This is a genomic window from Pseudomonas sp. Pse35 (assembly GCF_024519715.1).
Taxonomy (GTDB): Bacteria; Pseudomonadota; Gammaproteobacteria; order Pseudomonadales; family Pseudomonadaceae; genus Aquipseudomonas; species Aquipseudomonas paracarnis.
The window spans coordinates 205,353-221,468 of record NZ_JALJRP010000003.1; the positions used below are offsets into that span (position 1 = coordinate 205,353).

Genomic DNA, 16,116 nt, shown 5'->3' on the forward strand with positions numbered 1-16,116 from the left:
AGGGCCCGATAAGGCCCACCTGGTTTCAAGGGGAGCAACAAAATGATCAAACGCAATCTGCTGGTTATGGGCCTTGCCGTGCTGTTGAGCGCTTGCGGCTTCCAGCTGCGCGGCACCGGCACCAATGAGCTGTCGCTCAAGGAACTCGACGTCAGCGCCCGCAACGCCTACGGCGAAACCGTCACCCAGCTGCGCCAGACCCTGGAAAACAGCGGTGTGCACGTGTACAACGGCGCAACCTACAAACTGATCCTGACGGATGAGCGAGAAACCCAGCGCAATATCAGCTACGCCAGTGCTGGCCGTGCGTCCGACGTCGAGTTGAACACAGCGCTGATGTTCGAAATACAAGGCCGTGATCAGTTGCCGTTGATGGGTGACAAGATCCAGGTGCAGAAAGTGGTGAGCCACGATGGCAACAACCTGGTGGGTTCGGACTCCGAGACCATCCAGGTGCGCAAGGAAATGCGTCGTGAGCTGATCCAGCGCATGATGACTCGCCTGCAAATGCTCACGCCGGAAAAACTGGCTGAGCTGCAGCAAGTGGCCGACAACAAGGCCAAGGCTGACGCCGACGCCCTGAAAGCCGCGCAGGAATATGAAGACAACACACCGAAACAGTCGCCTGTTGAAGTCCCTGTCGAGTAAGCCAGACGGGGCGCCCCTGGCGCCCCGTTCGCCCCGCCTATGAAACTTGCCCCCGCCCAACTCGCCAAGCACCTGCAAGGTGGCCTTGCGCCTGTCTATATCGTCAGCGGTGATGACCCGCTGCTGTGCCAGGAAGCGGCCGACGCTATTCGCACCGCCGCACGCCAACAAGGCTTCGATGAACGCCAGGTGTTCAGCGCCGACGCCAGTTTCGACTGGGGCACGCTGCTGCAAGCTGGCGCGAGCATGTCGCTGTTTGCCGAGAAACGCCTGCTGGAACTGCGCCTGCCCTCGGGCAAGCCGGGCGATAAAGGCGCGGCGGCCCTGATGGAATACTGCTCGCGCCCCGCCGAAGACACCGTGTTGCTGGTCAGCCTGCCCAAGCTCGACGGCAGCGCGCAGAAAACCAAATGGGGCAAGGCTCTGGTTGAAGGTCCACAGACTCAGTTCATCCAGATCTGGCCGGTGGACAGCAACCAGTTGCCGCAGTGGATTCGTCAGCGCCTGTCGCAATCAGGGCTCGCTGCGACACAGGATGCCGTGGAGCTGATCGCCGCTCGGGTCGAGGGCAACCTGCTTGCCGCCGCCCAGGAGATCGAAAAGCTCAAGCTGATGGCTGAAGACGGGCAGATCACCGTCGAAACCGTGCAAGGCGCAGTGGCCGATAGCGCGCGCTTTGATGTGTTCGGCCTGGTGGACGCCATCCTCAACGGCGAACCCGCCCACGCCCTGCGCATGCTTGAAGGCCTGCGCGGCGAAGGGGTGGAACCACCGGTGATTCTCTGGGCCCTGGCCCGTGAGCTGCGCGTGTTGGCGAACATTGCGCTGCAATACAGCCAGGGCACACCGCTGGACAAATGCTTCAGCCAGGCCCGGCCACCGGTGTGGGACAAGCGCAAACCCCTGATGAGCAAAGCCCTGCAACGGCACTCGGCGCAACGCTGGGCGCAACTGTTGCTGGAAGCGCAGCGCATCGATGCACAGATCAAAGGCCAGGCGGCCGGCTCGCCGTGGATGAGCCTGAGCCGTCTGTCGCTGTTGATGGCCGGCCAGCGCCTGGCGTTGCCTGCCGAATAACCACCTCTGTACAACGGCACAAAACCCTGTGGGAGCTGGCTTGCCAGCTCCCACATTGACTCTGCCCACTGCCTATTTGCAACATTTCCCACCTATCGACGGGCTTTACAGCCGGCCCACTTCGGCAGATGATTTGCACCGCTGCATTCCACCCCAAGCGAGAGAATCCACCATGAGCAAAAAGCCATCCAAGCATGGCCCCAACAAGGCCAAATCCATCATCGCCCAGCCCTTGTTCCGCAGCCGTCAGGAACGCGCCGGCAAGGGCAAAGGCAGCTACCGCCGCGAAGCCTTCCAGTCTAATAGCTGGGAGGCTTCTTACTTTCTGGCTGCCTGAAGGCAAGCGCCCCTCTGGCATGATAAGGTCTGTACCTGATTTGTAACCCCCTGGACCTGTGCATGCCCTCTCGTCTTTCTCGTCATTGGCACCTACGCCAATTGATCGCTGCCTCCAGCCTCATTCTGCTCGTCGCCTGCGCCGAAAAACCTACCGCTGCGGACGCTCAACCCCTGCCCAAGCTCCAGACGGCCCCGGCTATCGCGCCTGCCGTGGTGGCCCCGTTGGCGGTGGACAATCTCGATATCCAGCCGACCCAGACCTTTGCCGAATGGCAAGCTGGCTTCCGTGCTCAAGCGCTGCAAGCCGGGATCACTGCGGCCGTGTTCGATAACGCTTTTGCCGGCGTCACCCCTGATATGGCGGTGATTCGCGCCGACCGCAGCCAACCGGAATTTTCTCGCCCGGTGTGGGAATACCTCGACGGTGCACTGTCGCCGGTGCGCGTGCGCAATGGCCAGGCACTGCTGGTCAAGTACGCCGATATTCTGCAAAGCATCGAGCAACGCTATGGCGTCGACCGCCAGGCGCTGGTCTCGGTGTGGGGCATGGAGAGCAACTTCGGCGCTTTCCAGGGCAATAACTCGGTGATCCGCTCCCTGGCCACCCTGGCCTATGAAGGACGTCGTCCGGCCTTTGCGCAAGCGCAGTTGCTGGCAGCGCTGCAGATCATCCAGCATGGCGATATTCAGGCCGACCAGATGAAAGGTTCCTGGGCCGGGGCGATGGGCCAGACCCAGTTCATCCCGACCACCTACAACACCCATGCCGTGGACTTCGACGGTGACGGTCGCCGCGATATCTGGAACAGCCCGTCCGACGCCCTCGCCTCCACGGCGCATTACCTGCAAAGCTCCGGCTGGCAGAAAGGCCAGCCATGGGGCGTTGAAGTGCAGCCGCTGCCGTCTGGCTTCGACTACAGCCTGGCCGATGGCGGCGTGCGCAAGACCGTGGCGCAATGGCTGCAACTGGGCATCCAACTTCCCCCTGGCGTGAGCCTGCCGGCCAATGTCGACCAGTTGTCCGCCGCCCTGCTGTTACCGGCCGGCTACCGTGGCCCGGCATTCCTGGTATTGGATAACTTCCGCGCGATCCTCAAGTACAACAATTCGTCGTCCTATGCACTGGCGGTTGGCTTGCTGTCGGAGCGATTTGGCGGCGGCGGTGTGATTCGGGGCAGTTGGCCAAAAGATGAGCTGCCACTGAGCCGTTCGCAACGCATTGACCTGCAGACGGCACTCAGCGCCAAAGGGTATGACGCGGGTAATGCCGACGGGATTATTGGCGCCAACACGCGCAAGGCGATTCGGGCTGCACAGCAGGCGCTGGGCTGGCCGGCGGATGGGTATCCGACGGTGAAATTGCTGGAATCGCTGCAGAACCGCTGAAGTGATCGCTCCCACGCTCTGCGTGGGAGCGCTGCCTTGGACGCTCCGCGTCCGCGGCTGAAGAGGGTGACGCAGAGCGTCACTGGAGGCATTCCCACGTAGAGCGTGGGAACGATCAGGCCTTGAACACCACATCCTGCTCCAACACCACCCGCTGCTCCCCCGCATCCAGGCGCACCACGGCGCCCATCGGCAATGTCAGGTTCGGGTCGCAATGCCCACTGCGCCAGCCTGCCAGCACTGGAATGCACAGCGGCTCAAAGGTCTGCTTCAGCAGACGCGCCAATGCCGCGCTATCCACACCGGCCACATCCCCTACCAACACGCCAGCGACTTGAGCCAGCTTGCCAGCCAGGCGCAGGTGGGTCAGCAGGCGGTCGATGCGATAGAGCGGTTCGTTGACGTCTTCGATAAACAGGATGATGCCGTCAGCGTCTATTTCGTACGGCGTGCCCATGACTGCGGCGATCATCGACAAGTTACCGCCCAGCAAACGCCCACAAGCCACACCTGGCTCGATTGTGGTCAGCGGGTAGGCCATCGGGTGCGGCAGCACACTGCCGGCGCCCCGTTGGCCACGCAGCAGGCTGAACAAGGAGGATTCGGTGGGCGGCTGTTTGCCACTGAGCAGGTCGGCATTGAGCATGGGCCCGTGGAACGTCACGAAGCCGGCATAGCGGTTGATGGCCAAGTGCAAGGCGGTGATATCGCTGTAGCCCACGAACGGCTTGGGATTGGCGCGTAGCAGGTCGAAGTCCACGGCATCCAGCAAACGGGGCGTGCCATAGCCGCCACGCAGGCAGAGGATGGCATCGATGTCGGGGTTGGCGAAGGCGGCATGCAAATCGCGCAGGCGCACTTCATCGCTACCGGCCAGGTAGCCGTCGCGCTCGTGTACACCAGGGAAAATGTGCAGGTCGTAGCCACGGGCACGCATCCATTGCCGGGCTTTTTCAACATCCAGCGCGGCGGGGCCGGCGGGGGCGATCAGGCCGAGGGTGCCTTCGGGGCGCAGTGCAGGTACGGCGGCGGTCATCCATGGTTCTCCCTATATGACGCAGAACGAAATGTGGGAGCTGGCTCGCCTGCGATGCAAGCGCCTCGGTGTATCAGTGACACCGAGGTGATGCTATCGCAGGCAAGCCAGCTCCCACACAAGCCCGCATTTCACATTGATTCTGGAGCGGCTTACGAAACCAGGCTCGCCTTGACCAGCTTGGCCTGCTCATCGGCGTGATACGAAGACCGCACCAACGGGCCCGAGGCTACGTTCTTGAAGCCCATCTTGTAGCCTTCCTCGGCGAACCAGGCGAAGGTGTCCGGGTGCACGAAGCGCTGCACCGGCAAGTGGCTGCGGGACGGTTGCAGGTACTGGCCCAGGGTCAGCATGTCGATGTCGTGTTCGCGCATGCGCTTCATGACTTCGATGACTTCTTCGTCGGTTTCACCCAGGCCCAGCATCAAGCCGGACTTGGTCGGGATGTGCGGCATCATCTGCTTGAATTTCTGCAGCAGGGTCAGCGACCACTGGTAGTCCGAACCCGGGCGCGCCGCCTTGTACAGGCGCGGCACGGTTTCCAGGTTATGGTTGAACACATCCGGCGGCTCGGCAGCGGTGATGTCCAGGGCGACGTCCATACGGCCACGGTAGTCCGGCACCAGGGTTTCAAGCATCACGTTCGGCGACAGCTTGCGGATCTCGCGGATGCAGTCGGCAAAGTGCTGGGCACCACCGTCACGCAGGTCGTCGCGGTCTACCGAGGTGATCACCACATACTTGAGCTTCAGGTCGGCGATGGCGATGGCCAGGCTTTCTGGCTCATTGACGTCCAACGGCTTCGGACGGCCGTGGCCGACGTCGCAGAACGGGCAGCGACGGGTGCAGATGTCACCCATGATCATGAACGTGGCGGTGCCGCCAGAGAAGCACTCGCCCAGGTTCGGGCAGGAGGCTTCTTCGCATACGCTGTGCAACTTGTGTTTGCGCAGCAGCGACTTGATACGGTCGACTTCCGGCGAAACCGGGATGCGCACGCGAATCCAGTCAGGTTTCTTCGGCAGTTCGGTGGTCGGGATGATCTTGACCGGGATGCGTGCAACCTTCTCGGCGCCGCGCAGCTTGACGCCGGCTTCCACCTTGGCACGCGGGGCCGGGGCTGGACGCTCAGTGATGTCCAGCGTCGGGATCATGGTTTGCACAACATCAGTAGTCATATCAATCGATTCCGCCCGTCAGGGTCGTCTGCTCTGCATAGTCGAGGTGTTTGACGAGCTGCGCGCGCAGCCGGGCACTTACCTCGGCAAATTCTATGGATGTTGCATGGTCACTCAACTGGGTCATCGCAAGCCCGGCGTAACCGCACGGGTTGATCCGTCGGAACGGCGCCAGGTCCATGTCCACATTCAAGGCCAGGCCATGAAAGGAACAACCGTGGCGAATGCGCAGCCCCAGGGAGGCGATTTTCGCGCCATCCACGTATACACCCGGTGCATCGGGCTTGGCCACGGCGGTCACGCCGTAACTGGCCAACAGCTCGATCAGGCACGTCTCCATGCGGCTGACCAGGTCGCGCACGCCAAACCCCAGCTTGCGCACGTCCAGCAGCAGGTAAGCCACCAGTTGACCGGGCCCATGGTAAGTCACTTGCCCCCCTCGGTCGACCTGCACCACCGGAATATCACCCGGCAGCAGCAAGTGTTCGGCCTTGCCGGCCTGGCCCTGGGTGAATACCGGCGGGTGTTCTACCAGCCAGATTTCATCCGGGGCCGAAGTGCCGCGCTCATTGGTAAAGCGCTGCATGGCATGCCAGACCGGCTCGTATGCCATCCGGCCGAGCTCGCGAAAGCCCAGGACTTGCGACATCACAGCACCATATGCACGAAGCCGGTGGCTCGCAGTTCGCTGTTGATGTTGTAGAGCTGGTCTTGATCGGTCGCAACGATGTGCAACTGGATCGTGGTGTACTTGCCGGTGGAGCTTTGGCGCTCGTCCACGCGGTTGTCGTTGATCGTCGCGTGCTTCCTGACGATCTCGAGAATCTTGTCCTTGCGGCCGACACCGGTATCGCTGATCACCTTGACGGGATAATCCGTCACAGGAAATTCGATCTTTGGCGCCTTTACTTCTACGTCTTTATCGGTCATGGCAGAACAGCCTCGTAAGCGCTAAGCCGTGGCGACGGGCAAAGCCCCGCGTTGGATCAACGCGGGGCTTTGCAGGTGCACACAATCAGTTGAACAAGCCGTAGAAGAATAGACGGATGCTATCCCATACGCGGCGGAAGATACCACCTTCCTCGACAGCATCCAGCGCGATCAGGTCGGCGCTGTGCACCACCTTGTCGTCCAGCTTGACTTCGACCTTGCCGATCACATCACCCTTGGCGATTGGCGCAACCAATTGCGGGTTCAGGGTCATGCTGGCGGCGAGCTTTTTCAGCTGGCCTTTAGGCATGGTCAGGGTCAGGTCGTCGGCCAGGCCGGCCTTGACTTGCGACGTCGCGCCCTTCCACACCGGCGCGGTCGCCAGCTCAGCACCCTTCTGGTAGAAGGTCTGGGTTTCGAAGAAGCGGAAGCCGTAAGTCAGCAGTTTTTGCGTCTCGGCCGCACGGGCCTGCTCGCTGTTGGTGCCGAATACCACGGCGATCAGGCGCTGGCCATCACGTACGGCGGACGACACCATGCAGTAGCCGGCTTCGTCGGTGTGGCCGGTCTTCAGGCCATCGACGGTCTTGTCGCGCCACAGCAACAGGTTGCGGTTAGGCTGCTTGATGTTGTTCCAGAAGAATTCCTTCTGGGAGTAGATCGCATAGTGCACCGGGTCAACGCGGATGATGGCGCGCGCCAGGATCGCCATGTCATGAGCCGACGAATAGTGCTCTGGGTTCGGCAGGCCGGTCGGGTTCATGAAGTGGCTGTTGGTCATGCCCAGCTCACCGGCGGTTTTGTTCATCATGTCGGCGAAGGCGTCTTCGCTGCCGGCGATGTGCTCGGCCAGGGCGACGCTGGCGTCGTTACCGGACTGGATGATGATGCCGTGCAGCAGGTCGCTCACGGTGACTTGCGAACCCACCTTGATGAACATCCGCGAACCACCGGTACGCCAGGCGTTTTCGCTGACGGTAACCGGGTCGTTTTCGCCGATCTGGCCGCGACGGATTTCCAGGGTCGCGATGTAGGCAGTCATCAGCTTGGTCAGGCTGGCAGGCGGCAGGCGTACATCACCGCCGTTTTCGACCAGCACGTTGCCACTGGCGGCGTCCATGAGGACCCACGACTTGGCGGCCAGTTGCGGGGAGGCCGGCACCATTTCAACCGCCCAGGCGGCTGGGGTGATGATCAGCGAGATAAGCAGGCACGTACGTTTGGCTAAGGTGGTGATGTTCATCCGTCTCTCGAAATTGCTTATGGAAACTTGCCCTCGCGGGCAAAACTATTCAGACAGCCCGCTTCCAGACTGTCACGTGTTCGGTTGCCCGCTCACCCCTTGCCCCTGGGTTTTTATTGTTCAACGAGCCAACAACCAGGGTTCAAGCGCGCATGCGCGTCTGAGCCATCAATCCGTTACTGCTTATTCTGCGGTGACCACGCTGGGTTGCCCCAGATTGGCCAGACGCACGCTGTTCTGCACTTGTGCCACTTCGCTCGGCGAGCCGATAGGGCCCATGCGTACACGGTGCAAGGTTTGCTGGTTACGCACGATGGAACTGATGAAGACCGGCGCGCTGACCATGCCGCTGAGCTTGGACCTTAACAGTTCTGCCGCATCCGGGTTGGCGAAAGCGCCGACCTGCAGGTATTGCCCACCGGCCATGGAGGCGCCCGCTGCCACGTGAGGTACCACCACGGTATCAGGCGCATGCTGGGCAGGTGGCGGGGTCCATTGCTCGATCTTGCCGGTGGAGGCCGTCACTTGCGGTTGCGGGGTTGGCGGTTCGTTGAGCATCAACGGCGCGGGTTTGCCACGCTGGGCCCAATACTGCGCCGGATCGATGCCTTCGACCTTGACCCGTGCGGTGCCGGTTTCGGCATAACCGAGTTTCTTGGCGGCCGCGTAGGACAAGTCGATGATCCGGTCCGAATAGAACGGCCCACGATCATTGACCCGCAGGATCACGGTGCGATTGTTGTCCAGGTTGGTCACGCGCACATAGCTGGGCAGCGGCAGGGTCTTGTGGGCCGCGCTCATGCCATACAGGTCATACACTTCGCCGTTGGCGGTGTTCTGGCCATGGAACTTGGTGCCGTACCAGGAAGCGGTGCCCGACTGCACGTAACTCTTGGATTCCTGCAGCGGGAAGTAATTCTTGCCCAGCACGGTATAGGGGTTGGCCTTGTACGGGCCGGTGTGCAGGGTCGGCGTGGCGTCCGGGATCTTCGACACATCCACATCCCACCACGGCGCGCCGTCTTTGTGCGCGCGGTTGATGTCCAGGCCCGGCTGGGCACGGACCACCGCACCGCCCGCCTTCTTGGCCGGCGCACGGTTAGGGGTGGTGGAGCAACTGGCTACCAACAAGGACAACGCGGCGAACGCCACCAGCTTGAGCGGTTTTTTGAACGGCGATACCCGCATTACTTGTTGCCCCGTGCTTGAACCAGCTCATCTGACAGCTGATGCACGGCCATGGCGTACATCACACTGCGGTTATAACGCGTGATTGCGTAGAAATTCTTCAGGCCCATCCAGTATTCAGGGCCATTTGCGCCTTCCAGGCGGAATGCCGTCACCGGCATGTCGTCGCGTGGCGCATTCTGACTCGACCAGCCCAGCGCTCGCAACTCCCCGACGGTCTTGACCGGTTCGATACCTTGGGTCAGGCCCTCGTCGGCGCGCTCGCCCGTGACATCGGCGCGGATAACCACCGGCTCCCTGGCGACCCAACCGTGGCGCTTGAAGTAGCTGGCCACGCTGCCGATGGCATCGTCGGGGTTGCTCCAGATATTGATGTGCCCGTCACCGTCGAAATCCACCGCATAGGCGCGAAAGCTGCTCGGCATGAACTGCGGCAAGCCCATCGCCCCGGCGTAGGAGCCCTTGAGGCTCAGCGGGTCGACCTGCTCTTCGCGGGCCAGCAACAGGAATTCGCGCAGTTCCTTGCGGAAGAACTCGGCGCGGGGCGGGTAATCGAAGCCCAGTGTCGACAAGGCGTCGATCACCCGGTAGCTGCCGGTGTTGCGCCCGTAGAAGGTTTCGATGCCGATGATCGAGACGATCACCTGCGCCGGCACGCCGTACTCCTGCTCGGCGCGGGCCAGTACCGCCTCGTGCTGGCGCCAGAAATCCACGCCGCGGGCGATGCGCGCATCAGTGAGGAACATCGGGCGATAGTCCTTCCACTGCTTGACGCGTTCGGCGGGCCGGGAGATGGCGTCGAGGATCGCCTGCTTTTTCTGGGCTTCGCGGAACACGCCCATCAGTTGCTCACCGGCAAAACCGTAGTCGCGGGTCAGCTCACCGACAAATTCGGCAACCTGGGGAGAGCCATCGTAGTCACCGGCCTGCGCCTCTTGCGTTGCCCCCAGCAGCCCGATCAGGCCCATCCAGGTCGCATGCCAAGTCGCCCAGCCGCGCATTACTTGCATTGACATCTTCACCTTATTCAAACCTGTGCGATCCACTTGCGATGCGTATGAATCGACATCAAAACCCCAAACGCTGACAGCAATGTCACCAGCGAAGTTCCGCCGTAGCTAATGAATGGCAACGGCACCCCAACCACCGGCAGCAGGCCACTGACCATACCGATGTTGACGAAAACATAAACAAAAAAAGTCATGGTCAGGCTGCCGGCGAGCAATTTGCCGAACAGCGTCTGCGCCTGGGCAGTGATCACCAGGCCGCGACCAATCAACAGCAGATAAATCAGCAACAACGCGCAAATGCCCACCAGACCGAATTCTTCGCCCATCACCGCGATAATGAAGTCGGTGTGGCTCTCGGGCAAGAAGTCCAGGTGAGACTGGGTGCCCAGCAACCATCCCTTGCCAAATACCCCGCCGGAACCGATGGCCGCCTTGGATTGGATGATGTTCCAGCCAGTACCCAGCGGGTCGCTCTCCGGGTCGAGGAACGTCAGGATCCGTTGCTTCTGGTAGTCGTGCATGAAGAAGAACCACATGGCCACGGCCACGGGCACGGCGGCTGCCAGCACGCTGAGGATCCAGCGCCAGCGCAGGCCGCCCATGAACAATACGAACGCGCCACCGGCGAGGATCAATAACGAGGTGCCAAGGTCCGGCTGGCGCACGATCAACACAAAGGGCACACCGATCAGGATCAGGCTGATCGCCACGTGCTTGAGCTGCGGCGGCAAGGTGCGCTTGGAGAGGTACCAGGCAATGGTGGCGGGCATCAGGATCTTCATGAATTCCGACGGCTGGAAGCGAATCACACCGGGGATGTTGATCCAGCGTGTGGCGCCCATGGCGTTGTGGCCCATGACGTCCACCACCACCAGCAACAACACGCCGGCGACATACCCCAAGGGCACCCAGCGCGCCATGAAACGCGGCTCCAACTGGGCGATCACCACCATCGACAGCAGGCCCAGGCCAAACGAGGACGCCTGCTTGATCAGCAGGTCCCAGTTCTTGCCGCTGGCCGAATACAGTACAAAAAGGCTGCCGGCCGCCAGGGTCAGCAGCAGGATCAGAAGGGGGCCATCAATGTGCATGCGTTGCAGCAACGTCGCACGGCGACGCATCACATCTTCGCTGGAGAGGATGCGGTCAAAATTACTCTTCACGGGCCGTAACCTCGGGGCTTGAAGGGGGGCCGCCATACTCGGGCTTGAGCCGGCCATCGTCGGCCAGCAGCCAGGCGTCCATCACCTGGCGTACCACTGGGGCCGCGACGCCGGAGCCGGACTCGCCGTTCTCGACCATCACTGCCACTACGATCTTCGGGTCTTCCGCCGGGGCAAAGCCGACAAACAAGGCGTGGTCGCGGTGGCGCTCCTGCACCTTGGAGCGGTCATACTTTTCGCCTTGTTTGATCGCGACCACTTGGGCGGTACCACTTTTGCCGGCAATGCGGTATTGAGCGCCAATTGCCGCTTTGCGCGCAGTGCCGCGAGCGCCGTGCATCACCTGCTGCATGCCGTGGTTGACCTTGGCCCAATCGGACGGGTCACGCAGCACAATGTCAGGAATCGGATTGTCGTCCACCGGCTTTTCGCCTTCGATGGTCCTGGCCAGATGCGGTCGGTTCCACACGCCTTTGTTCGCCACCAGCGCCGTGGCCTGGGCCAGTTGCAGCGGAGTGGCCTGCATATAGCCCTGGCCGATACCCAGGATCAGGGTTTCGCCGGGGAACCACGCCTGGCGGCGGGTCGCACGCTTCCACTCCCGCGACGGCATCAGGCCGGGGGATTCTTCGAACATGTCCAGGGAGACTTTCTGACCGAGGCCGAACTTGCCCATGTAGGCAGACAGCCGATCAATTCCCAGTTTATGGGCCAGGTCGTAAAAATAGGTGTCGTTGGAGCGCATGATCGCGGTGTCCAGGTCGACATAGCCGTCACCGGAGCGGTTCCAGTTACGGTACTTGTGATCGTAGTTGGGCAGCATGTAGTAGCCAGGGTCGTACACCCGGCTTGAGGCCGTGACCACGCCAGCATCCAGGCCGGCAATCGCCACCGCCGGCTTGATGGTCGAGCCCGGTGGGTACAGGCCGCGCAACACACGGTTGAACAGTGGCCGGTCGATGGAATCACGCAGCTCTGCGTAGGCCTTGAAGCTGATGCCAGTCACAAACGGGTTGGGGTCGAAGCTGGGCTGGCTGACCATCGCCAGCACTTCGCCAGTCTTCGGGTCCAGCGCCACTACGGCACCCCGCCGACCGCCCAGGGCCATCTCGGCAGCTTCCTGCAACTTGATGTCCAGACTCAGGACAATGTCCTTGCCAGGCACCGGATCGGTGCGCTTGAGCACGCGCAATACGCGACCACGCGCATTGGTCTCGACTTCCTCGTTACCTACCTGGCCATGCAACTCGGCCTCGTAGAAGCGCTCGATACCGGTTTTGCCGATGTGATGGGTGCCGCTGTAGTTGATCGGGTCGAGGGTTTTCAGCTCTTTCTCGTTGATCCGCCCCATGTAGCCAACGGAGTGGGCAAAGTGCGGCCCTTGCGGGTAATGCCGCACCAACTGCGCCACCACTTCCACACCCGGCAGGCGGAACTGGTTCACCGCAATACGGGCGATCTGCTCTTCGGTCAGCTCGAACAGGATCGGCACCGGCTCGAACGGCCGGCGCCCCTGCCGCATGCGCTTCTCGAAGACGGCCCGGTCTTCCGGCGTCAGTTGCAGCACCTCGACGATGACATCCAGGACCTGCTTCCAGTCGCCGGAGCGTTCACGGGTCATGCTCAGGCTGAAGCTGGGCCGGTTATCGGCAACCACTACGCCATTGCGGTCGAAAATCAGCCCACGGGTCGGGGGAATCGGCTGCACATGCACCCGGTTGTTTTCCGACAGCGTGGAGTGATAGTCGTACTGGATCACCTGGAGGAAATACAGCCGCGCAATCAGCACGCACATCAGCACCACCACCAAGACAGCACCGAACACCACCCGCGCGCGTACCAGACGTGCGTCTTTCTCGTGGTCCTTGATGCGGATCGGCTGGGTCATCGGGGGCGGCGCAGACTATTTGTGGTAAGGGTGCCCGGACAGAACTGTCCAGGCGCGATAAAGCTGTTCACCGATCAGAATCCTTACCAACGGGTGCGGCAACGTCAGCGCCGACAGCGACCAGCGCTGATCGGCCCGCGCACAGACTTCCGGCGCCAGCCCTTCCGGGCCGCCGACCATGAAATTGACCGTGCGCGAATCCAGGCGCCAGCGATCCAGTTCCACCGCCAGTTGCTCGGTGCTCCAGGGCTTGCCGTGCACTTCAAGGGTGACGATGCGCTCATTGGGGCCGACCTTGGCCAGCATGGCTTCGCCTTCCTGACGGATAAAGCGCGCCACGTCGGCGTTCTTGCCCCGGGTATTGAGCGGTATTTCCACCAGCTCAAGCGACAGCTCAGCGGGCAGACGCTTGGCATATTCGTGCCAGCCTTCTTCCACCCACTTGGGCATGCGTGAACCGACAGCGATCAGACGCAGGCGCACAGCCGTTCCTTATTCCTGGTCTTTGTTGAGCTTGTCGAAGTGCGCGTGGCCCACTTCGGGGCTGTGGTGCTTGCCATCGGCGGCACGGCTCTGCTCGGCGCCTTTCCACAGACGTTCCAGGTCGTAGAACTGGCGAGCGTTGGAGGTCATCATGTGAACGATCACATCGTCCATGTCCAGTAGCACCCAGTCGCTGTCGCCCTTGCCTTCTTCACCCAGTGGCTTGACGCCCTGGGCTTTGACGGCTTCGCGAACCTTGTCCAGCATCGCGCCGATCTGGCGGTTGGAGGTACCGGTGGCGATGATCATGAAGTCGGTGATGCTCTGCTTGTCGCGCACGTCCAGCACCTGGATGTCCTGGGCTTTAACGTCTTCCAGGGCAGCCACGGCGACTTTCACCAGCTCTTCGCCAGCCAATTCCGGGCCGACATGGGCTTCAACCGGCAGCGGCGCGCTTTTGAAGGTGCCTTTGCGCTTAACTTTGCTTACGTCTTTGTTCGTCATATAAAACTCGTTTTGCTCGTATGTTCGGGCGCTTGCTGCACGGTTCGTGCGTTCAAGCGCGCCTTTTCAGTTCGACGCACGGTACAGCCCGTGCGCATCGATGTAGGCCAGGACCGCGTCAGGCACCAGGAAACGTACCGACTTCCCGCTGGCCAGCAGTTGACGGATCTGGGTGGCGGACACCGCAAGCGGGGTCTGCCAGACGAATGCAATATTCCCGTTCGGCCCGGTCAGGGCCAAGGGGTCACTTACCGACCGCGCGGCCAGCAGGTTGCGCAAGGCATCCGGCGGTTCGCTGTCGGCATCCGGGCGTTGCAAAACCAGGATGTGGCAATGCTGGAGGAGTTCCTCCCAGCGGTGCCAAGAGGGCAGGCCGCAAAATGCGTCCCAGCCCAAAAGCAGAAACAGTGGGTCATCCGCGGCCAATTCGGCGCGCATCAGCTCCAGGGTGTCGATAGTGTAGGACGGTTTATCGCGCTTGAGTTCGCGATCGTCCACCACCAGCGGCGATATACCTTCCACGGCAACACGCACCATTTCCAGGCGTTGCTCGGCGGCCACCTGCGGCGTGTCGCGATGGGGCGGCCGGAAATTGGGCAGCAGGCGCAGCTCATCCAGCGCAAGGGCATCCGCAACTTCGAGGGCACTGCGCAAATGGCCGATGTGCACGGGGTCGAAAGTACCGCCGAGCAGCCCGATGCGTTTAGTCATCAAGTGCGCACATGACCGTCGCCAAACACCACGTACTTCTCACTGGTCAGCCCTTCGAGGCCCACCGGGCCGCGTGCGTGGAGCTTGTCGGTGGAAATACCGATCTCAGCCCCCAGGCCGTACTCGAAGCCGTCGGCAAAACGCGTCGAGGCGTTGACCATCACCGAAGCGGAATCCACTTCGTTGAGGAAACGCCGGGCATCGCTGAAATGCTCGGAAACGATGGCGTCGGTGTGCTTGGAGCCATAGGTATTGATGTGTTCGATGGCCTGGTCCAGGTCGTCGACGATGCGGATCGACAGGATCGGGGCCGTGTACTCGGTGTACCAGTCCTGCTCGGTCGCCTCGATGACGTCCGCACCCAGCAGCGCACGGGTGCGCTCGCAACCGCGCAGCTCTACCGATTTGTCACGGTAGATGGCGGCCAGCGGCGGCAGCACACGCTCGGCAATGCCAGCGTGCACCAGCAGGGTTTCCATGGTGTTGCACGGCGCGTAGCGGTGGGTCTTGGCGTTGTCGGCAATGCGAATCGCCTTGTCGAGGTCGGCGGCGATGTCGATGAACACATGGCAGACGCCGTCCAGGTGCTTGATAACTGGCACCTTGGCATCGCGGCTGACGCGCTCGATCAGGCTCTTGCCACCCCGCGGCACGATCACGTCGACGAATTCCGGCATGGTGATCAGCGCGCCCACGGCAGCACGGTCGGTGGTTTCCACTACTTGCACCACTTCAGCCGGCAACTCGGCCACGGCCAGGCCCTGCTGGATGCAGGCGGCGATGGCGCGGTTGGAATTGATCGCTTCGGAACCGCCACGCAGGATAGTGGCGTTGCCAGACTTGAGGCACAGGCTCGCGGCGTCGATGGTCACGTTCGGACGCGACTCATAGATGATGCCGATCACGCCCAGGGGCACGCGCATCTTGCCCACCTGGATGCCGGACGGCAGGTAGCGCATGTCGCGAATTTCACCGATGGGGTCAGGCAGCTTGGCCACCTGACGCAGGCCTTCGATCATGTCGTCGATACGTGCCGGGGTCAGCGCCAGGCGGTCCAGCAGGGCTGGCTCAAGGCCGTTAGCGCGCCCATTGGCCAGGTCCAGCTCGTTGGCGGCGGTCAACTCGGAGCGCGAAGCATCCAGAGCATCCGCAGCCGCCAGCAGCGCACGGTTCTTCTGCGCGGTGCTCGCACGGGCGATCAACCGCGAGGCCTGCCGGGCAGCGCGACCCAGGCGGGTCATGTAGTCAAGAACGGACTCAGTCATGGTCAGGGAGTCTTGGCAAAGAGGAAAGCGGCAGATTATAGCTGTGACGCCGCCCGACTGACAGCGG

17 protein-coding genes are annotated in these 16,116 nt (G+C 62.0%); 4 read left to right on the forward strand and 13 right to left on the reverse strand.

The window, feature by feature from the left end:
* Positions 1 to 42 precede the first annotated feature (42 nt).
* From lptE to OC445_RS03240, 4 genes are all read left to right on the forward strand, one after another.
* Entirely contained in the window at positions 43 to 648 is a 606-nt protein-coding gene (lptE, locus tag OC445_RS03225) for an LPS assembly lipoprotein LptE (protein ID WP_014720078.1), read from the forward strand.
* 39 nt (positions 649 to 687) lie between these two features.
* A complete protein-coding gene (gene holA, locus OC445_RS03230; RefSeq protein WP_003194456.1) occupies positions 688 to 1,725 on the forward strand; it encodes a DNA polymerase III subunit delta in 1,038 nt (345 codons plus the stop codon).
* 172 nt (positions 1,726 to 1,897) lie between these two features.
* Positions 1,898 to 2,062 (forward strand): alternative ribosome rescue factor ArfA, encoded by a 165-nt coding sequence (gene arfA, locus OC445_RS03235; protein WP_003176285.1) that lies wholly within the window; start codon positions 1,898 to 1,900, stop codon positions 2,060 to 2,062.
* A gap of 62 nt (positions 2,063 to 2,124) precedes the next feature.
* Complete coding sequence (locus OC445_RS03240; protein ID WP_003194458.1) at positions 2,125 to 3,450, forward strand: lytic murein transglycosylase; 1,326 nt, start codon at positions 2,125 to 2,127, stop codon at positions 3,448 to 3,450.
* 115 nt (positions 3,451 to 3,565) lie between these two features.
* Here OC445_RS03240 and OC445_RS03245 read toward each other — a convergent pair whose 3' ends face one another.
* The 13 genes from OC445_RS03245 to OC445_RS03305 form a co-directional block, all read right to left on the reverse strand.
* Complete coding sequence (locus OC445_RS03245) at positions 3,566 to 4,486, reverse strand: LD-carboxypeptidase (RefSeq protein WP_262019936.1); 921 nt, start codon at positions 4,484 to 4,486, stop codon at positions 3,566 to 3,568.
* Positions 4,487 to 4,638: 152 nt separating this feature from the next.
* Positions 4,639 to 5,640: a lipoyl synthase gene (gene lipA, locus OC445_RS03250; protein WP_161793230.1), complete on the reverse strand. Its 1,002-nt coding sequence runs from the start codon at positions 5,638 to 5,640 to the stop codon at positions 4,639 to 4,641.
* Between the two features lie 25 nt (positions 5,641 to 5,665).
* A complete protein-coding gene (gene lipB, locus OC445_RS03255; protein WP_034126907.1) occupies positions 5,666 to 6,313 on the reverse strand; it encodes a lipoyl(octanoyl) transferase LipB in 648 nt (215 codons plus the stop codon).
* Positions 6,313 to 6,594 (reverse strand): DUF493 domain-containing protein, encoded by a 282-nt coding sequence (locus OC445_RS03260; protein WP_005791752.1) that lies wholly within the window; start codon positions 6,592 to 6,594, stop codon positions 6,313 to 6,315. Before OC445_RS03260 ends, lipB begins: the two co-directional genes overlap by 1 nt.
* An 85-nt stretch (positions 6,595 to 6,679) precedes the next feature.
* Positions 6,680 to 7,837, reverse strand: coding sequence for a D-alanyl-D-alanine carboxypeptidase family protein (locus OC445_RS03265; protein ID WP_003194468.1), 1,158 nt, complete (start codon positions 7,835 to 7,837; stop codon positions 6,680 to 6,682).
* A 183-nt stretch (positions 7,838 to 8,020) separates the two neighbouring features.
* Complete coding sequence (locus tag OC445_RS03270; protein WP_262019937.1) at positions 8,021 to 9,025, reverse strand: septal ring lytic transglycosylase RlpA family protein; 1,005 nt, start codon at positions 9,023 to 9,025, stop codon at positions 8,021 to 8,023.
* Entirely contained in the window at positions 9,025 to 10,035 is a 1,011-nt protein-coding gene (gene mltB / locus OC445_RS03275; protein ID WP_262019938.1) for a lytic murein transglycosylase B, read from the reverse strand. The genes OC445_RS03270 and mltB overlap by 1 nt, the downstream gene beginning before the upstream one ends.
* Positions 10,036 to 10,052: 17 nt before the next feature.
* Positions 10,053 to 11,156: a rod shape-determining protein RodA gene (gene rodA / locus OC445_RS03280; protein WP_044268991.1), complete on the reverse strand. Its 1,104-nt coding sequence runs from the start codon at positions 11,154 to 11,156 to the stop codon at positions 10,053 to 10,055.
* Between the two features lie 31 nt (positions 11,157 to 11,187).
* Positions 11,188 to 13,086 carry a penicillin-binding protein 2 gene (mrdA, locus tag OC445_RS03285; RefSeq protein WP_034126905.1) on the reverse strand — a complete coding sequence of 633 codons (1,899 nt, stop codon included), beginning with the start codon at positions 13,084 to 13,086 and terminating at the stop codon, positions 11,188 to 11,190.
* A gap of 15 nt (positions 13,087 to 13,101) precedes the next feature.
* Positions 13,102 to 13,569, reverse strand: a complete 468-nt coding sequence (rlmH, locus tag OC445_RS03290) for a 23S rRNA (pseudouridine(1915)-N(3))-methyltransferase RlmH (protein ID WP_003176297.1) — start codon at positions 13,567 to 13,569, stop codon at positions 13,102 to 13,104.
* Between the two features lie 9 nt (positions 13,570 to 13,578).
* On the reverse strand, positions 13,579 to 14,073 hold the full coding sequence (rsfS, locus tag OC445_RS03295) for a ribosome silencing factor (RefSeq protein ID WP_003176298.1): 495 nt from the start codon (positions 14,071 to 14,073) through the stop codon (positions 13,579 to 13,581).
* Between the two features lie 66 nt (positions 14,074 to 14,139).
* Positions 14,140 to 14,784: a nicotinate-nucleotide adenylyltransferase gene (nadD, locus tag OC445_RS03300; protein WP_003194480.1), complete on the reverse strand. Its 645-nt coding sequence runs from the start codon at positions 14,782 to 14,784 to the stop codon at positions 14,140 to 14,142.
* Positions 14,784 to 16,049 (reverse strand): glutamate-5-semialdehyde dehydrogenase, encoded by a 1,266-nt coding sequence (locus OC445_RS03305; protein ID WP_034126904.1) that lies wholly within the window; start codon positions 16,047 to 16,049, stop codon positions 14,784 to 14,786. The genes nadD and OC445_RS03305 overlap by 1 nt, the downstream gene beginning before the upstream one ends.
* Positions 16,050 to 16,116 lie beyond the last annotated feature (67 nt).

What these genes read in the sequence shown, in the direction of transcription:
- lptE (WP_014720078.1), top strand. Translation starts at nt 43, where the DNA reads ATGATCAAACGCAATCTGCTGGTTATGGGCCTTGCCGTGCTGTTGAGC.
- holA (WP_003194456.1), top strand. Translation starts at nt 688, where the DNA reads ATGAAACTTGCCCCCGCCCAACTCGCCAAGCACCTGCAAGGTGGCCTT.
- arfA (WP_003176285.1), top strand. Translation starts at nt 1,898, where the DNA reads ATGAGCAAAAAGCCATCCAAGCATGGCCCCAACAAGGCCAAATCCATC.
- OC445_RS03240 (WP_003194458.1), top strand. Translation starts at nt 2,125, where the DNA reads ATGCCCTCTCGTCTTTCTCGTCATTGGCACCTACGCCAATTGATCGCT.
- OC445_RS03245 (WP_262019936.1), bottom strand. Translation starts at nt 4,486, where the DNA reads ATGACCGCCGCCGTACCTGCACTGCGCCCCGAAGGCACCCTCGGCCTG.
- lipA (WP_161793230.1), bottom strand. Translation starts at nt 5,640, where the DNA reads ATGATCCCGACGCTGGACATCACTGAGCGTCCAGCCCCGGCCCCGCGT.
- lipB (WP_034126907.1), bottom strand. Translation starts at nt 6,313, where the DNA reads ATGTCGCAAGTCCTGGGCTTTCGCGAGCTCGGCCGGATGGCATACGAG.
- OC445_RS03260 (WP_005791752.1), bottom strand. Translation starts at nt 6,594, where the DNA reads ATGACCGATAAAGACGTAGAAGTAAAGGCGCCAAAGATCGAATTTCCT.
- OC445_RS03265 (WP_003194468.1), bottom strand. Translation starts at nt 7,837, where the DNA reads ATGAACATCACCACCTTAGCCAAACGTACGTGCCTGCTTATCTCGCTG.
- OC445_RS03270 (WP_262019937.1), bottom strand. Translation starts at nt 9,025, where the DNA reads ATGCGGGTATCGCCGTTCAAAAAACCGCTCAAGCTGGTGGCGTTCGCC.
- mltB (WP_262019938.1), bottom strand. Translation starts at nt 10,035, where the DNA reads ATGCAAGTAATGCGCGGCTGGGCGACTTGGCATGCGACCTGGATGGGC.
- rodA (WP_044268991.1), bottom strand. Translation starts at nt 11,156, where the DNA reads ATGCGTCGCCGTGCGACGTTGCTGCAACGCATGCACATTGATGGCCCC.
- mrdA (WP_034126905.1), bottom strand. Translation starts at nt 13,086, where the DNA reads ATGACCCAGCCGATCCGCATCAAGGACCACGAGAAAGACGCACGTCTG.
- rsfS (WP_003176298.1), bottom strand. Translation starts at nt 14,073, where the DNA reads ATGACGAACAAAGACGTAAGCAAAGTTAAGCGCAAAGGCACCTTCAAA.
- nadD (WP_003194480.1), bottom strand. Translation starts at nt 14,784, where the DNA reads ATGACTAAACGCATCGGGCTGCTCGGCGGTACTTTCGACCCCGTGCAC.
- OC445_RS03305 (WP_034126904.1), bottom strand. Translation starts at nt 16,049, where the DNA reads ATGACTGAGTCCGTTCTTGACTACATGACCCGCCTGGGTCGCGCTGCC.